The 14,722-nt window shown below is 47.3% G+C and carries 14 protein-coding genes; 1 reads left to right on the top strand and 13 read right to left on the bottom strand.

The window, feature by feature from the left end; genetic code table 11:
* Window positions 1-5: 5 nt before the first annotated feature.
* The 12 genes from GON22_RS05990 to GON22_RS05935 form a co-directional block, all read right to left on the bottom strand.
* The gene (locus GON22_RS05990) at window positions 6-1,643 is read right to left on the bottom strand and encodes a carbamoyltransferase family protein (RefSeq protein WP_160395199.1); all 1,638 of its coding nucleotides are present in this window, start codon (window positions 1,641-1,643) and stop codon (window positions 6-8) included.
* 19 nt (window positions 1,644-1,662) lie between these two features.
* Window positions 1,663-2,322: a hypothetical protein gene (locus GON22_RS05985; protein ID WP_160395198.1), complete on the bottom strand. Its 660-nt coding sequence runs from the start codon at window positions 2,320-2,322 to the stop codon at window positions 1,663-1,665.
* 24 nt (window positions 2,323-2,346) lie between these two features.
* On the bottom strand, window positions 2,347-4,320 hold the full coding sequence (locus tag GON22_RS05980; RefSeq protein WP_160395197.1) for a PEP/pyruvate-binding domain-containing protein: 1,974 nt from the start codon (window positions 4,318-4,320) through the stop codon (window positions 2,347-2,349).
* A 52-nt stretch (window positions 4,321-4,372) separates the two neighbouring features.
* On the bottom strand, window positions 4,373-5,152 hold the full coding sequence (locus GON22_RS05975) for an MTAP family purine nucleoside phosphorylase (RefSeq protein ID WP_160395196.1): 780 nt from the start codon (window positions 5,150-5,152) through the stop codon (window positions 4,373-4,375).
* Between the two features lie 13 nt (window positions 5,153-5,165).
* Window positions 5,166-6,029, bottom strand: coding sequence for a dTDP-4-dehydrorhamnose reductase (gene rfbD / locus GON22_RS05970; RefSeq protein ID WP_160395195.1), 864 nt, complete (start codon window positions 6,027-6,029; stop codon window positions 5,166-5,168).
* Window positions 6,023-6,529 carry a dTDP-4-dehydrorhamnose 3,5-epimerase family protein gene (locus GON22_RS05965; protein WP_160395194.1) on the bottom strand — a complete coding sequence of 169 codons (507 nt, stop codon included), beginning with the start codon at window positions 6,527-6,529 and terminating at the stop codon, window positions 6,023-6,025. Before GON22_RS05965 ends, rfbD begins: the two co-directional genes overlap by 7 nt.
* A 16-nt stretch (window positions 6,530-6,545) precedes the next feature.
* Window positions 6,546-7,544, bottom strand: coding sequence for an NAD-dependent epimerase/dehydratase family protein (locus GON22_RS05960; RefSeq protein WP_160395193.1), 999 nt, complete (start codon window positions 7,542-7,544; stop codon window positions 6,546-6,548).
* Window positions 7,545-8,594, bottom strand: coding sequence for a hypothetical protein (locus tag GON22_RS05955; RefSeq protein WP_160395192.1), 1,050 nt, complete (start codon window positions 8,592-8,594; stop codon window positions 7,545-7,547).
* Complete coding sequence (locus GON22_RS05950; RefSeq protein WP_336604270.1) at window positions 8,594-10,183, bottom strand: PEP/pyruvate-binding domain-containing protein; 1,590 nt, start codon at window positions 10,181-10,183, stop codon at window positions 8,594-8,596. Before GON22_RS05950 ends, GON22_RS05955 begins: the two co-directional genes overlap by 1 nt.
* 35 nt (window positions 10,184-10,218) lie before the next feature.
* Complete coding sequence (locus GON22_RS05945) at window positions 10,219-10,917, bottom strand: hypothetical protein (protein ID WP_160395190.1); 699 nt, start codon at window positions 10,915-10,917, stop codon at window positions 10,219-10,221.
* Window positions 10,918-11,326: 409 nt separating this feature from the next.
* On the bottom strand, window positions 11,327-11,788 hold the full coding sequence (locus GON22_RS05940) for a GNAT family N-acetyltransferase (RefSeq protein WP_160395189.1): 462 nt from the start codon (window positions 11,786-11,788) through the stop codon (window positions 11,327-11,329).
* 183 nt (window positions 11,789-11,971) lie between these two features.
* On the bottom strand, window positions 11,972-13,444 hold the full coding sequence (locus GON22_RS05935; protein ID WP_160395188.1) for a catalase: 1,473 nt from the start codon (window positions 13,442-13,444) through the stop codon (window positions 11,972-11,974).
* Between the two features lie 148 nt (window positions 13,445-13,592).
* On the opposite strand from GON22_RS05935, the gene GON22_RS05930 reads away from it, so the two are divergent.
* Window positions 13,593-13,772, top strand: coding sequence for a hypothetical protein (locus tag GON22_RS05930; RefSeq protein ID WP_160395187.1), 180 nt, complete (start codon window positions 13,593-13,595; stop codon window positions 13,770-13,772).
* Window positions 13,773-14,003: 231 nt separating this feature from the next.
* Here GON22_RS05930 and GON22_RS05925 read toward each other — a convergent pair whose 3' ends face one another.
* On the bottom strand, window positions 14,004-14,711 hold the full coding sequence (locus GON22_RS05925; RefSeq protein ID WP_160395186.1) for a DNA alkylation repair protein: 708 nt from the start codon (window positions 14,709-14,711) through the stop codon (window positions 14,004-14,006).
* Window positions 14,712-14,722 lie beyond the last annotated feature (11 nt).

Genomic DNA, 14,722 nt, shown 5'->3' with positions numbered 1-14,722 from the left:
ACCCCTTACTTCCTCACTATATAGTTGCCGATGGCCAGCACGTCCATCTCCGTATTGATAAAATCAGTTATTGCTTGCCCCGGCGTGTGTACGATCGGTTCTTTATCCAAATTAAACGAGGTGTTCACAAGGACCGGCATTCCACTGTATTCGCCGAATTTCTGAAGCAGTTTCCAATAAAGTTCATTATCTTCCCTGCGTACCGATTGAGGGCGTGCTGTGCCATCTGCGTGTACGACTGCAGGAATTCTCTTGCGCATGGATTCATGAACCTTGGCGGCGACAATCATAAACGGAGAAGGATGAGGGCTGTCAAAATAGTGATGGAAACTCTCTTCTGCCACACTAGGCGCAAAAGGCCGCCACATCTCACGGCACTTGATTCTATTTAAACGAATTAGTGTATCCCGGTCAGTTGGATTTCCGAGAATGCTCCGCGCCCCCAGGGCACGCGGCCCGATTTCCGCTCGACCCTGAAACCACCCGACGATCTTTTTATGATGTAGGCACATAGCAACCTGTTCGATGAGCTCTTCATGGGTAAGCCGTTCAAATTTAAGTTGTGCATCATTCAGGCTGGCCTCGATGTCACAGTGGCTATAATCTGGTCCCCAATAGGCATGCCGCATCGCTTCACTCTGCATATTAACGCCCAATCGCTGCGATAGTACTAGCGCAGCCCCCCAAGAAACACCTGAATCACTCGCTGCAGGTTGAACAAATAGGTTATTGGCAATGCCAGATCGGGCCAGCTTGCCATTGGCGCTGCAGTTCAGCGCTACCCCGCCGGCAAGCACGATATTTCGCTGTTTCGTTAAGGAACATGCCCGTTCCGCCAACGACAAAATTGCCTCTTCTAACGACTTCTGGGCAGATGCTGCAAAGGATACATAGGCGAATAGATCTTCTCCTGTCCCTTTTTTAAAAGGAAAACAATTCTGTTCGAAATGGTCTTCCAATGCTGCTCGAAACGACTCCATTGCGGAGTAGGATCCAGAATGCTCTAACTCAGATAACCCCCGCCAATTCAGGCCAGTTTCATCGACAGAAAGCGGCATAGCCTGATCCGGCTTCCCGTATGCAGCAAGCCCCATCATCTTCCCGGCATGCCTTGCCTTCATGCCAACATAACGGGTCGCCGCTGCATAGTAGTGTCCCAATGAACCTGGCAAGGGAAGAGATTCAAGAACCTGAATGCCGTTTCCATTTCCGTATGCGATTGTTGTTGATTCCGTTTCCCCACCGCCGTCAACAACCAGAATGGCAGATTCCTTAAACCCGCTTGGCCAGAATGCACTAGCTGCATGGGCTAAATGATGATCGACAGGCATAATCGGAGGAATCGCCGTTGCCTTAAACACTGATTTAGGAAACAGAACCTCTCTCTGGTCCCTTCCATCCGCCGGCTCGTTGTACAATTCACGCGTGCGGGAATAATTCCAGCCCAAAGCAACAGCGTTCACGTCCTCCAGCCCGATTCCAGCTTTAGTGAGACAAAATAAAATCGCATCAACCGGCGCTTCACCCACAGCCCTTTTATTCCGGCTGAATCGTTCCTGCTCAGCCATAGCGATCAACTGCCCATCCTTTACCAATGCGGCAGAAGAGTCATGTTTGCCGCAATTCAATCCAAGTACATACATGATGTGCTCTCCACTTCTGTCAAGATTGTAGTCGGCCGATGCGCATAAGTTCCCGGCAAAGGACAGTCTCCTCTGCCTGCTTGAATTTTCCATCGCTAAACGTGAAGGTACCCTCTTCCATTTGATAGACTTTAAAGCCTGTCCCTTGGAAGTTCCCTCTTACAAATAAAGTGATGCAGCTCTCTTCTTCATGATTAATAGTGATATGCGGGGTGCCCGCCATGCCCGTATTGATTTCGTTTGCTGTTAATACGTGATCCTCGATTAACGCCAATTGCGCCGTATGGTTTTCCTCCGACATCGAATTTACCTGATAGTTTCTTTCCTGATAAGAACCTTTCAGTATAAGAGTCGAATAGGACCATTCATGGCTGTGCACTTGAGGGATTTTATGAGCGTTATCCTGCTTCGTCTTCAGCCTGTGCATCCGTACTGCGAAACCGTTGTCAGGCGCAAGATAAAGAACAAATATATCCATGATCTTGTTAGGATAGCTCATGTGAGGTTTATAGTTCTGCAAGAGATCTGGATTAGAAACAATTTCTTGGCATCTCTTCTCCAACTCTTCGGGATTTTGTGAGATGCCTTTTAAGAGTGCCTCCACTTTATTGAAGGTTTCAGGCGTGTCTTGCTTCCAATCCAAGCTTTCTAAACCTTTAATGAATTCGTTCCATGTCATGCTTGTTCACTCTCCCCAGTGGCATCAGAAAACTGCGACATCCCCTTCGGCAATGCGTACATTTTTGATCGTACGCAAGGTCTCCCTTGCATCTTCAACCACGACCGCTGGCACTTGTTTCTCTCTCAAAATAATTGCGAGATGGCATAGAAGAGCCCCACGTTCGAAAATAAACCCTGATACGTAGTCCGCCAATACAGCAAGCGTCCGTTTAGGGTATTCCGCGACGACGATTGGGCTCTCCTTGCCTTGCAGCAGCTCCTCAATCATCGCTTGGCAACGATCCGAATGAACCGTCTTGTTAAAAGACGCTTTAGGCACGACATCAATCTCGCTAATAATGTCGTTGAAGAGAACATCGAAGGTATCGATATCATCAAGAATACAAACCTGTCCCGCTGCAAAACCTGTCGACAACATATTGCCCAATCCCAACGTTTCAACCAGCGGCCTGGTCTCCTCCGATAGATCAAAGAACCGAATGTGATTGCCATCAAATACCCATTCAATGCGAACCTCCCCCAGTTTGCGGGAAAGATTCCCTGTCATATCAGCTATTTCTTTTAATTGTTTTTCTTCTAAGCCATGCATGAACGGTTTTTCTGGATGAATAGGTTCAAAATCTTTGGATTCAGAACAAAAATCAAAATATCCAGTAACAGTCTGTATTTTTTCTTTTACCGCCTCGCCGTCAACCGTTACTAAATATGTGGTGGGCGTTGCCCCATCTAGCCAGAACGTCCGAAATCCTCCAGGCAAGGTTTCAACGTAAACGAGCCCATCCTTATCGATGCTGGCATAACCGCAATAGACTGTACTCGTAAACTCTTGAACGAGTATTTTAAGTTCTTCTTGGAAACCCTGGCTTTTGTCTTTGGCATATTGCAATAATTGTTCTCTACAAAGGATCGTGAAACGATCACCATCATACGCTTCGATATAAGGAGTTTCCATAGCCGACAGCACATCATTGATGGCACCCACAATAGCAGGCTCCCCAGCAGGGCTAATTACGTAACGCACGTTCGTCACTCGAATGCCTAATGCCTTACACATTTTACGAACATGATGCTTCTTATCAAACCAACGCATATGCTTTTCTTTCAAAACACCTAGATTTAAACGTGAGCAAGCCTTTACGTCATCAATATCTACAATGGCAGGAACATCCAGCGATCCTCGGAGTGATGTAACCGGGCGCAACTGCACGCAGTATAAATTCCCCTCACAGAGCCCCCATTCAAAATCAACCGCCCCTCCAACGAGTTGTTCGAATTCCTGTCCCCAATTCAGAAGCATGGCAACCTGTTCACGTTCCAAATGCGCAAGGATTGGCATATCGCCTGTTCGTGGAACTCTGGCAGAAAATCCCGAATGCTGGCCGCTAACGACCCCTTCGATACCGCCAACTTTGTAATTGAGCAGCATTTCGTTTCCATCGCTATATATATCTTGGCTAAAAGCCACGCCGCCAATTTCAAAATCAACAAACGTTTGCATCACGATAGCCGTACCTTCGCCAAAATGATTTTGTGTATACACTCCTTGCGTATAGGCCGAAGCAAAACAATTCAACACACACTGCAGGCATTCGTTATCATCTGTAATATTCGTATAGGAGGTATATAAGCCCGCCATGCTGGAGTTGGCTCCATCTTCTCCTGGCGCCGAGCTTCGAATGACTATATTCCCTCCGAGCTTTCTTTTCACTTCTAGCAGCATCATCCTATCTTCATCAGCGTAGGGGAGGCTGGCAATCATCTTCTGCAGCTTGGCAAACCGGTTAAGAACCTGTTCCGAGCGCAACAGCAGTTGGAATTCCTCAGTTAACCCTGCCTTGGCGATTAGCTGGTCGAGAAAATCATTGCGCAGCACATAACCCTCGGGAACACGGTAACCTCCTTGCAGCATGACACTCAGGAAGTAAGCTTTATTGCCTGTTCGATCACGCAACTCCATGACGGCAGGATCAAGAAGCGATTGTAACATGGGCTCCATGGGGGTTCCTCCCTTGTACTTTTTCGCCTGCATCCAAGCAAGCCTCCAGCCTTTATTTGTATGTAATCAAATCCAATGGCACTTGCGAACAACTGCATTCAACATGAACGTTTCTCAATTGAACGATTACCCCGGCTATGAGATCCTCCAGTTCACCGATCTTTTTTAATGTTTGTTCATAACAATCCTTTCTCGTTACTGGACCAGCAATGCCAGCCCCATAATTCACCACTAAAGCAGCAGAGGAGTAACAAATCCCACTCTCACGGGCCATGATGCATTCTTGCACATTGGTCATGCCTACTACGTCTCCTCCAAGCCGGTGAAACATCCTAACTTCAGCAGCGGTCTCATACCTTGGACCATCAACGCCGACATAACAGCCCGACTTATGATGCTCGATTTCTAATTGGCCACACACGCCAATCAGAAGCGCTCGTAGGCGCGAACAGTAGGGCTCCGTAAAATCGCAAAAGGCAAACTCATGCTCAAAAGCCGTAAACGGCGTACGTTTAGTAAAATCCAAAAACTGATCTAGTATTACAACGTCTCCTGGCCGAATATCCGGATTTAACGAACCTACAACGGAAGAGGATACAATCTGGGCTATGCCGAGTTTCTTAAAGGATGCCATAATTCCCTTGTAATTGACCTTATGCGGAGGGACGCATGAGCTTGCCCCGTTCCGGGTAGCCGCATAGATCGTTAGGTCGCCTACGTTAGCTTTACGGAAAGGGATATTGCCCCATTGCGTCTCACAATTGATGCCATCCCATTGCTCTGCTATTTTCGATAGGTCAAATCCCGTGCTCACAATCAACCCTACTTTCAAGCGGCACCATCCTTCATCTATAATTTCTGGCGATCAAATACCGGCCGACACTTTCCTGCCAACTGGCGTTTGCAATGCCTGCTTCACTCAGCTTTTTGCTGCTGAGTGCCGAATAAATCGGTCTTCGCGCAAGATTCAAATCGTTAACACGTTGGCTTATTGAAATAGGCTCGATTCTCTGCTTTAGATCCAAGAAACGAAAAACTTCCTCTAAAAGGCCATGCCAGGATGTCACGCCTTCATTGGCTGCGTGGTAGGTGCCGTAGCTTAAACCCTGCTCCCAAATATCAATGGAGATGCGAACCAAGTCCTCGACATAGGTTGGTGAAATAAACAAATCATCCACAACTTCGACGTTCAATCCTTGCTGAACGCGCTCCAGCATTCGTTCAATGAAATTACTCCCTTGGACACCGTACAGCGAGGACGTTCTGATAATAAAATGCCTGGAACAATGATTCTTAATCGCAGTCTCGCCGTTTAATTTGGTCATGCCATAGACCGATAACGGGTTTGTCCCATCATGCTCACTGTATGGCTTGTTGGTATAACCATCGAATACAAAATCGGAACTGAACCAAAGATGCGCCGCTTTAATTTCCTCACATATATTTGAAACGTTTCTTGCGCCCAACGCATTCACGAGAAATGCTTTTTCCGGGAATTTCTCGCAGCGGTCAGCATTCATAAAAGCGGACACGTTGATCACCAAGTCGGGCTTTAGTGATCGCAGGGCATCCGCAACAGCTATTGCATCCGTTACATCCAATTGGTTTTTAGCCAACGCCGTCACATGAAATTTTCCAGGTTCAAGCCTCTGGGCAAACGCTTTTCCAAGCATTCCGGCTGCTCCAAGAATCGCAATTTTTTTCACCATCCGCCTAGCCCCCATATTTGCCCATAATAATCAGATGGCCTCCTCAACTCATCCGGCTTTTCAGCATTGTAAGGCTGCGTTGTAACTGCTGTAATTTGTGATCCATTCATCAAAGCCATTGAACCGTGCTGAATTCCTCTTGGCACCCATAGAGCCATTGGCCGGCTTGCATCCATCACAAAACTATTCAAATGCTTATACGTGGGACTCTCTGCCCGTTCGTCCACAAGAATGAATTGAATCACGCCGTTTGTAACGAAAAACACCTCATCTTGTTCAAAATGCATATGAAATGCGCGAATAACATTAGCCTGATAATTGTTAACGAGATAAAGTTGCCCAAAAGGAATATAATCCTCTGAATCTTCCCTCAACAGTTCCGTTAGCCAGCCTCGGTTATCCGTTCGGGCGGCCAGTTCTTTAAACTTCACCCCTTGTATGGTGGCATGATTCGGTTTTTGTTTATATAATGCTTTATTTTCGAATGTCATGTGATCCATAATGCCCTCTCTCCTATTACGAAGATTTTACGAGACTGACCAATTTCATCCACTCGATATTGTATTGTCTCGGATGCATCAGTTCTTCAAAATTCGCTTTATATTTTTGATAGATGTCCGCGACGGCCTGTTCGATTTCAATAGAAGGCGAGAAACCAAGAACTTCCCTAGCTTTGCTGTTATTAACCCGATAATTGCGTGTCGTTTCGAGGGAATAGTCCATTTCGATCTCGCATTCGCATCCTTGCCGTTTCAATTCGTTAATGACTCGAAGACCTACTTCAGAAATCCGAAAATTCTTATAACTTATATTAAAAATATTATCTTCTAGCCCAATATTGGTTTGAAGTGCTCGGATATACGCATGGGCAACATCTTTTACCTCGATCATTGGGCGCCACATTTCGCCCCCTTTGTGCAAGCAGATTTTGCCCTTTACAATGGCATCTTTGATCATCGTGTTCACCACAAGATCAAACCTCATGCGCGGCGAAAGCCCAAACACTGTCCCTTTCCTCAGGATGATGGGCGTAAATTCGGCCGTTCGCAAACGGTTAATGCTGTTCTCCGCTGCGAATTTCGATTGCGAATAATGGCCGACCGGTTGAATCCGGCTGGTCTCCGACAACAACTCATCCGAATCACTGTCCAGGTTTTGACGGTCATATAACGAACAGGAACTTGCCAAAATATATTTCGGTATCCCCTGGCTCCTGCACATTTCAGCTAATGCGACAGCACAATGGGTGTTTAACTCCCAATTCGTTTCGGGATTGTAGTTAGCTGTCGGATCATTCGAAAAGCCTCCTAAATTAATAACCGCCTCATGATCCCGCATGATATTCGGATCCAGATGCTTCATATCGGACTGCACAGTCACACATGCTTTGGGAATAGCCGTTTTGCCATACAAAAAAGTATCCACAATGGTAACTTCATAGTTTTGCTCCACTAGTTGCTCCAACAAAACTGAGCCAATATAACCGGCTCCACCGACGACTAATACTTTGCTCATCTACACACACTCCATTCGAGGGTTACGCGAGAAATGAAACGCCGTTCTCCTTCGCTTCGCAAACGAACTCAACAAATCTTCACGGGAAATGACTGCGGTAGGCAGATCAAGCGCTCTAGCGATTTGTCCGATACTTCGCCAAAAATGGTCTTGAATAATATGCCGATACTCCTCTTCCGTAGTCGCTAAAGAGACGACGGCCAACGCGCTAATAAAATTATAGATTTCTGCCTTGCTCCTATCGTTGGCCAGCATATTTTCAGCGACTTGTGCCAGCTTCTGCCGATATCTGATTGTGCTGTCGATTCGATTGCTTATTAGCTGATCAAGCTCGAACTTAACCATCTCCATCGACATTTGCTTAGCCATAGTTTGAATCTCCCGAACGATATATTCTTTTCTCTGCCACTGCCTCAAAGCCAATGGATCGGACCACTCTGGATCATGTAGCCCAAACCTTCGGATGAAATGCTCGATGGCATCCCCAGATACTTGGCCATTGTGAGAAAAGTATTCCTTCAAGAGCAATAGTTTTCCCATGCGCACCAGCAGCCGGTGAGGCATGACTTCTGAGTAATAAAAATGTTCTAATTCAATGTTATGAGGTCCCATCGCACTGATTTCCTCAAGCTTGGAGCGATACCATGTGACTGGCAATGCGCCGTTAAACTCACACAACCCTAATGTCTCCCCACATATACGCACAGCATAATCCAAAAATTCAGGGGTCACCGTCTCTGATTTTACGCCTCTCTCCAAGGCGTAGGCCATTTTAGAAAATTTCTTCAGCGTACTCCACGTAATCGAATGAAGCTCTCTTTTGTAAGCCAAATCCGATTTAATAAGGTTCCTCAACTCACCGGAAACACTCATATATCGGTCCTTAGGAATAACCAGCGACCGGTAACTGATGCATTCTCCGTAAGGTTCATTTTGTTGAAAGAAAAGATTAGGCACGTTATTAGTCCCCGCTTGATACAACTCGCAACAAAACCGGCTTCTGTATTCTTCTTCAACGATTACGGAATCCTCCCTGAACGACCAGCCCATTACTGATGCTCCTTTCCTGCAGCCGACAGATGCGATAGCAACGCCGAACATATACGTCCATGTTCCGTTCTGTTGTCCAAAAAAGGGGTAATGGTTCCATAGTCAGGCTGGCTCCGTTCTCGGTACAGCGGCATAAGCATATTTTGAACAGGCCTTTGCCTCGCAGGGTTATTAAAAATTAAAACGGAAGATGCAATCAGCCACGGCAGCAGGTTAATACCTGGTGATGCAATCTCGTGAAGCCCTCTCGCGTTCGCTATCTCTTCTATGCTGACTTCTCCTGTCCAGCCGTTCACGGTATATATGCACTTTGGAGAAATACTCTCCGGAGATATCCCGCCGACACATGGAATCTTCCACTCTCTCGCAACGATCGCACAATGGCTAAGTGAGGAGCTTTCCTTAAGAATTACTCCCGAAGCTTTGGACAGAACGCCCATGTAATAGTCCGGGATATATGCCATGACTAGAACGTCCCCTTCCAAAACATTTGCCAAATCAGCATCCGTTCGAATGAAAGTCGCTCTTCCCGTTCCCGTTCCAGGTGCAATTGGCTGCCCTTTCAGATAAGATCCACTGCGGTCCATTTGTTCCGCATATGTAATGAAAGACACGGTAAGGGGTCTCGCCTGTGTAAAATAGAGCCGTCCCGAGATATCGAAGAACCACTCAAAATCCCATGACCCACCCTGGAGGACATCGCAGGCGACCTTCTTGATCCTTTGTACAAGATTGCCCAGCCTGCTCTCATCCAGTACTCGTTCAGAAGCCATCCCATCTTCGATGCGGCACTTCACAATCGCATGCCGATCGTCCGTCTCCATTACCTGCAACAGGGTTTGCTTCGGTGGATACAAGATGGAATCTTGCTCCGTAATGAAGCCCGAATCTGGATTAGCGAGATAACATGCATTTTTGTATCCCACGATGATTTCGGGGTGAGCATCATTAGGATACAAGTTGTAACTATCCGATGGCACTCTTCCGGAAACAACGCCTAATCCGAGACCAAATGCCGCCGATATTTGCAGATGGCCATTTTCCAATATGGCTACACCTGCGCACGACACGCCACTAAGCGGCTGAATGATGATTGCCATTAAAGGCAGTGCATGTTTTATCCCTTGGAGGTAGGTAATGGCTTGGCCATCGAATGCACTGAACCAAACTTCCCTTATAGCCTCCAGAAACTCCCCAAAGGTTCGTATATTTAGCTCAGACCGATAGATGCCTGCGTAGCTTCCATACTCCCCATCTTCCGAAACAGCTGATGACCGCAAGCACATGGGCAACTCAATTTTTTTAAAGAGCTGGTATAGTTCCTGCAATTGTTCTTCCGTCCAGGCACTAGTTTGTATGATAGTTCGAGCTTTGCCCACACACTCGGAATTCAGCTGGACCAAGCCAGAATAGTCCCCTGGAAGAAATCCCGATCCCGTTAAAAAACTGACCAAATATTGAGTAGAAATCACCCATCCATCAGGTACCGGTACGCCCGCTCGAATCAGCCTTCCCAGCATACCTGCCTTGCCCCCGACTAACGAGGTGTCGTATGCATCCTTTAATGCCAAGAAATGTATGTCCGTCACCACCAACCGTTTGTTCTCTTCATTGCCCGTTCTTCTTATTCCAAATGCCTCACACTCTGTTTAATAAAAGAGATAATCTTCTCACTATGTAAGCGACTGCTTTCATAATGCTCGATCTTAGGCTGTTCCAAGATCGATTTAATATAGGAAGATACGACTTCCAAACGTCTGCTTATTGTTTCATTGCTGTCCACCACAAAAACCGGAGTTTGGGTCTGCGAAAAGAAATGCTCTAAAAATTGATTTTGGCGCTCCAAAGCTTCTGGGTTCGTCCACCCTTCCCCTATTAAATGCTTTCTGGAGTTCTTCCCGCTTAGCCGTTCTTTAATAACCTCCGCATCCGCTTTAAACCATATATAAGCGCTTGGTGCGGCGAACCAGCCTGAAGCGAGGCTTTCAATTAAAAAATTGGCCGCTTGGGGAAATGATCTAAAAATATTATGGTAACCATAACAAATTGAAAGCGTACCAATTACACAACGTTCTGCGATCACATGGTGCCCATTATGGGTAGACTGTATTGCCTTTCCCCACCTTTGTTCGTCAATTGAAAGGTAATATTTATCATTTCTGATCGCTTCCATCCGATTGGATGGGGGCGGAAGCGGGTTTTCGGTCATGTGGATCGATTCTTCGTACTTTATGACATGCGGAAATTCTTTACATACCGGATGTAAAACCGTAGTTTTACCCGTGCAGCAAGTTCCTTCGAAGATGATTAACTGACCCTTCACAGCCTTCCTCCTTGCAATAATCGATTGAAATAAGACCCTCTTTTTTCTGGTTTCGTACAGAATAAGCTTGTGCAATATGTTGTGCAAACGTTTGCTTAATAGGGCGAAAAAAAATGATGTGGGTTGGACATCAAATTAGCCCCTATGACCTAATCCCGATCTACTATTGGAAGCATTTACATAGAAAAGTATACCATTACATTATAAAATAAATCATTAGCGAATATTGTCATACTATCTGGAAATATGTCGAATCAACTAATAAATTCACGAAATCAGCTCAGAATCCTCCTATAAACCTACCTACTTCACTAACTATCATCATTTTTTTCCATTATTACATACTCAAGAAAAATAGCGAGCACTTATCACAAAGTGAAAGTGCCCGCTTCTACGTTAATTTTTTCAGTTAATGATCATCCAAGTTTAAACGCATACACTTCATATTAGAGGGCTGATAGCCCTCTCCTGCATAAAAACGCTGTGCCCCCTCGTTATCTATATCCACTAGCAATGTCATTCGCAGGAAGCCATGATCCCGCCCGTATTGGACAAGCTCTTGCATAAAATATGAACCGTAGCCTTTGCCGCGCTCGCTCGCAGCTAGAATATAATCTTCTAACGTAATGACTCTGCCTCCTTCTGCCGTACTAATCGTAAAGAGCAGATTCGCCATGCCGATTACGCTATCTCCATTTAGCAACACGAACAGCTGGCCCATATCCGGGTGGCGAATAATCATCTCTAGTCCGGCCTTGTATTTGTCAACCTGATTGCTATGCGTAAAATCTTTCTCTAAACGGAATAGTTCCGTTAGCAGCTCACACATCTGCGCAATATGCTCCAATCCTGCCTTCTGAACATGTATCATGCCAACTAAGCTCCTCTCTATAAAACTGCCTTTTCCATTAAGGAGTCTCTATCATTTCAACTATTATGACATATTTTTTAAAAAAAGCGGTCACTTTTCGCAAAGTGTCCGCCCACTGCCTGCCCATTCGTTGATCACCCATCGCCATTAGGTTTCGTTCCTTCTCCCGCCCGGATGCCTCAATTACCTCTTCGCTTGCAGGCCGATTTGCCGGGTAACCCGCTCTCCCAGCTCCGGCGAAGCAAGCGCCAAATAACTGAGTACAATGCTTTGCGTTTCATGCGATATGCCCGCCAAGTCTCCAGCAAGATTGCCTACCAGGTTCTCCTGCTGCGCGGGCGAGAGCGAGCGATAAAATTCGCCTGCTTGCGTAAAATTATCCGGTTTATTGGTATGGTACCGAATGAGCCGCCCCTCCACGAATTGGCCGCTTCCGCTCGTTACCTGCGAGGCAGGCGTCCAATCTTTCTGGTGGTTGATCGGGATTTTGCGAAACTCTGGCCCCAGCCGCCTGCGCTGCGAATCCGAGTAAATATTAGCACGGCCCTGCAGCATTTTATCATCCGACAATTCCGCGCCTTCCAGTAAGTTAGACGGCGAGAATGCGATTTTCTCCACCTGCTCCATATAGTTTTCTGGATTGCGGTTTAATACGAGCCGGCCAACGGGCTGCATCGGATATTTCTGTTCGTCCCAAATTTTCGTATCATCCAACGGGTCGAACGGCAGCGTTGCTTCGTCCTCAGGGTTCATCAACTGCACATAAAGCCCATATTCAACAGTCTTTCCTGTCGCTAGCGTATCATAGAGATCCTTGGCCGCAATGTCCGGATTCTCGCCGGCCAACCGTGCAGCCTCCTGCCGATCGATATACTGCACGCCAGCCAGCGGCATCCAGTGATATTTGACATATCGGCGAACGCCTTGCGCATTCCGCCAAACGTAGGTGTTCACGCCATGTCCCCGAATGTGGCGGAAGCTCTTTACTGTACCGACATCAGAGTATAGCCACACGAGGAAGTTCGTCGATTCCGGCGCTCTCGCCACGAAGCTCCAGAACCTTTCGGGATCAAGCAGGTTGTTTCTTGGCGAAGGCAGGAATGCCTTGATCGACTCAGGGAAGCGAATCGCATCCCGCACGGAGAATACGGGAATATGATTGCACAGCAAATCGAACACGCCATGCGGCGTATAAAATTTCGTGGAGAAGCCTCGCACGTTCCGCGACGTGTCCGGCGTTCCTCTATTGCTCACAGCAAGCGAGAAGCGGACCGTGACCGGAACTTGCTGGCCCGGATGTTGCAGGAAACACAGCTTCGTAAACTCCGTCATGGCATGCGTCGCCTGGAAGTATCCGAAAGCTCCTGCACCCTTCACATGCACCGGCCTCTCGATTGGTTTGGCAGAAATAAATTCCTCCAGCGTTTCGTGCAGCACCGAATCCTGCTCCACTACTGGCCCCCGGTCACCTACTGTCTGCGAATGAAAGGCCGCCGGCCGATCCCCCGCCCACTTGTCCGCGCGAGTTGCGTGGTTTGCATTGTGCGCGGCGTTGCTTGTGTTGTGCGCATTGCTTGTGTTGTGCGCGTCGCTTGTGTTGTACGCGTTGTTCGCATCAATTGCACCGTTCGCATCGTTCCCATTGTTTTCGTGCATCATGGCCCTCCCATGTATACAGATTAGTCCCTTATACATGGTTTATGCTTGGTCACATGTCGGTTATGACAATCCGCATGGGTAGGCCACCGGTCCAAGACTCAGCACAGTCTGCCGCGATGGCACCACACGCCAGGAGACAGGCGCGGTGCGGATATTCCCTGGGCTGTCACTTATCGCCGATGACGATTCGCCCGCAGCGAAATCCCCCATCCCAGCGTACGTTGTGCACCTTGTTGGCATTATGTTGCTTGGCATTATATTGCTTCGTATCATGCAGCACAGCATGATGCATTCTGGCCTAATCGCCCGCAACCACCTAACCTAACGGACTCCAGAGCCGTTATTGGACGCTAAACACACGAATTCAAAATCTAACGGACCCAGATGCCGCTATTTCACTCAAATGTGCCTCCAATGTTCATTTACACGCCAAATAACGGCGCTGGGATCCGTTACAGCCGCAAACGTTACTTTTTCAGCATAATAACGGCTCCTGAGTCCGTTAGAACAAAAAAAGCATTCCAACTTCCCCAAGGGGAGTTGAAATGCCGATCATTTAACACCTTACATGCCTGCGCTTAAAACCAATCTGGTTTTTATCGATTGCTTTCTGGATGTTGTCCGAAGCGTTCAGCCATTTGCTGGCCTTCGCATCCTTATTCACCTCAACCGGGCCAACTGCCTTCGCGGTCTCCACGGCCTTCTCATGGAGCGGCACATACGATACGCCAACCGTGTAAATGAAATTGTTCATTGCATATTTTGCCCGTTCGGGTGCAGCGTGGATCGTATCAGCCGCCTGCTCAAGCATCCCGGCAAGCTTGCTCTCCGAAAACTCACTGTCTTTGCGGTTTCCCAGCATCCAGCAGTAACAGCTCCAGCCCGCTGACATTCTCAGCTCCTCGCCGCTTGCAATCCAGCGATCCGCTACTTCCTGCGCAATATTCGCCTCAGCCAAGGTGACGGCAACTACATAATCCGACAGCATATAAAAATAAGCCGTATCCAGCCAACGGTCATAATCGGCTGCAGCCATTCCGTTGGGATCAGCAATAATGCCGGCGAAGTACATGGCGTCATAGTTCCCTGTAGCATAGAGCTGCTCAGCCAAAGGCTGATTGATTTTGATTTGCTTAGCGATCGGCTTCATCGCACCAGTAGCCACGCCGAACACTGGTTCATGCGCGCCGTTGGATACATATATTTTTTTGGTCCTTTCCTTGCCTAGCGCCTCTAGCTCCTGCATAACTGTTTCGAAATCCATTGTTGGATAAC

Source organism: Paenibacillus sp. MMS18-CY102 (assembly GCF_009789195.1).
Lineage (GTDB): Bacteria > Bacillota > Bacilli > Paenibacillales > Paenibacillaceae > Paenibacillus_T.
Note: the sequence above shows the minus strand (reverse complement) of the source record. Positions and strands in the feature narration are given on the sequence as shown.

Excerpts from the sequence above, each read along its gene's own strand:
- GON22_RS05940 (WP_160395189.1), bottom strand. The coding sequence starts at position 11,788 with ATGATACATGTTCAGAAGGCAGGATTGGAGCATATTGCGCAGATGTGT.
- GON22_RS05965 (WP_160395194.1), bottom strand. The coding sequence starts at position 6,529 with ATGGATCACATGACATTCGAAAATAAAGCATTATATAAACAAAAACCG.
- GON22_RS05990 (WP_160395199.1), bottom strand. The coding sequence starts at position 1,643 with ATGTATGTACTTGGATTGAATTGCGGCAAACATGACTCTTCTGCCGCA.
- GON22_RS05980 (WP_160395197.1), bottom strand. The coding sequence starts at position 4,320 with ATGGAGCCCATGTTACAATCGCTTCTTGATCCTGCCGTCATGGAGTTG.
- rfbD (WP_160395195.1), bottom strand. The coding sequence starts at position 6,029 with ATGGTGAAAAAAATTGCGATTCTTGGAGCAGCCGGAATGCTTGGAAAA.
- GON22_RS05960 (WP_160395193.1), bottom strand. The coding sequence starts at position 7,544 with ATGAGCAAAGTATTAGTCGTCGGTGGAGCCGGTTATATTGGCTCAGTT.
- GON22_RS05925 (WP_160395186.1), bottom strand. The coding sequence starts at position 14,711 with ATGGATTTCGAAACAGTTATGCAGGAGCTAGAGGCGCTAGGCAAGGAA.
- GON22_RS05935 (WP_160395188.1), bottom strand. The coding sequence starts at position 13,444 with ATGCACGAAAACAATGGGAACGATGCGAACGGTGCAATTGATGCGAAC.
- GON22_RS05985 (WP_160395198.1), bottom strand. The coding sequence starts at position 2,322 with ATGACATGGAACGAATTCATTAAAGGTTTAGAAAGCTTGGATTGGAAG.
- GON22_RS05955 (WP_160395192.1), bottom strand. The coding sequence starts at position 8,594 with ATGGGCTGGTCGTTCAGGGAGGATTCCGTAATCGTTGAAGAAGAATAC.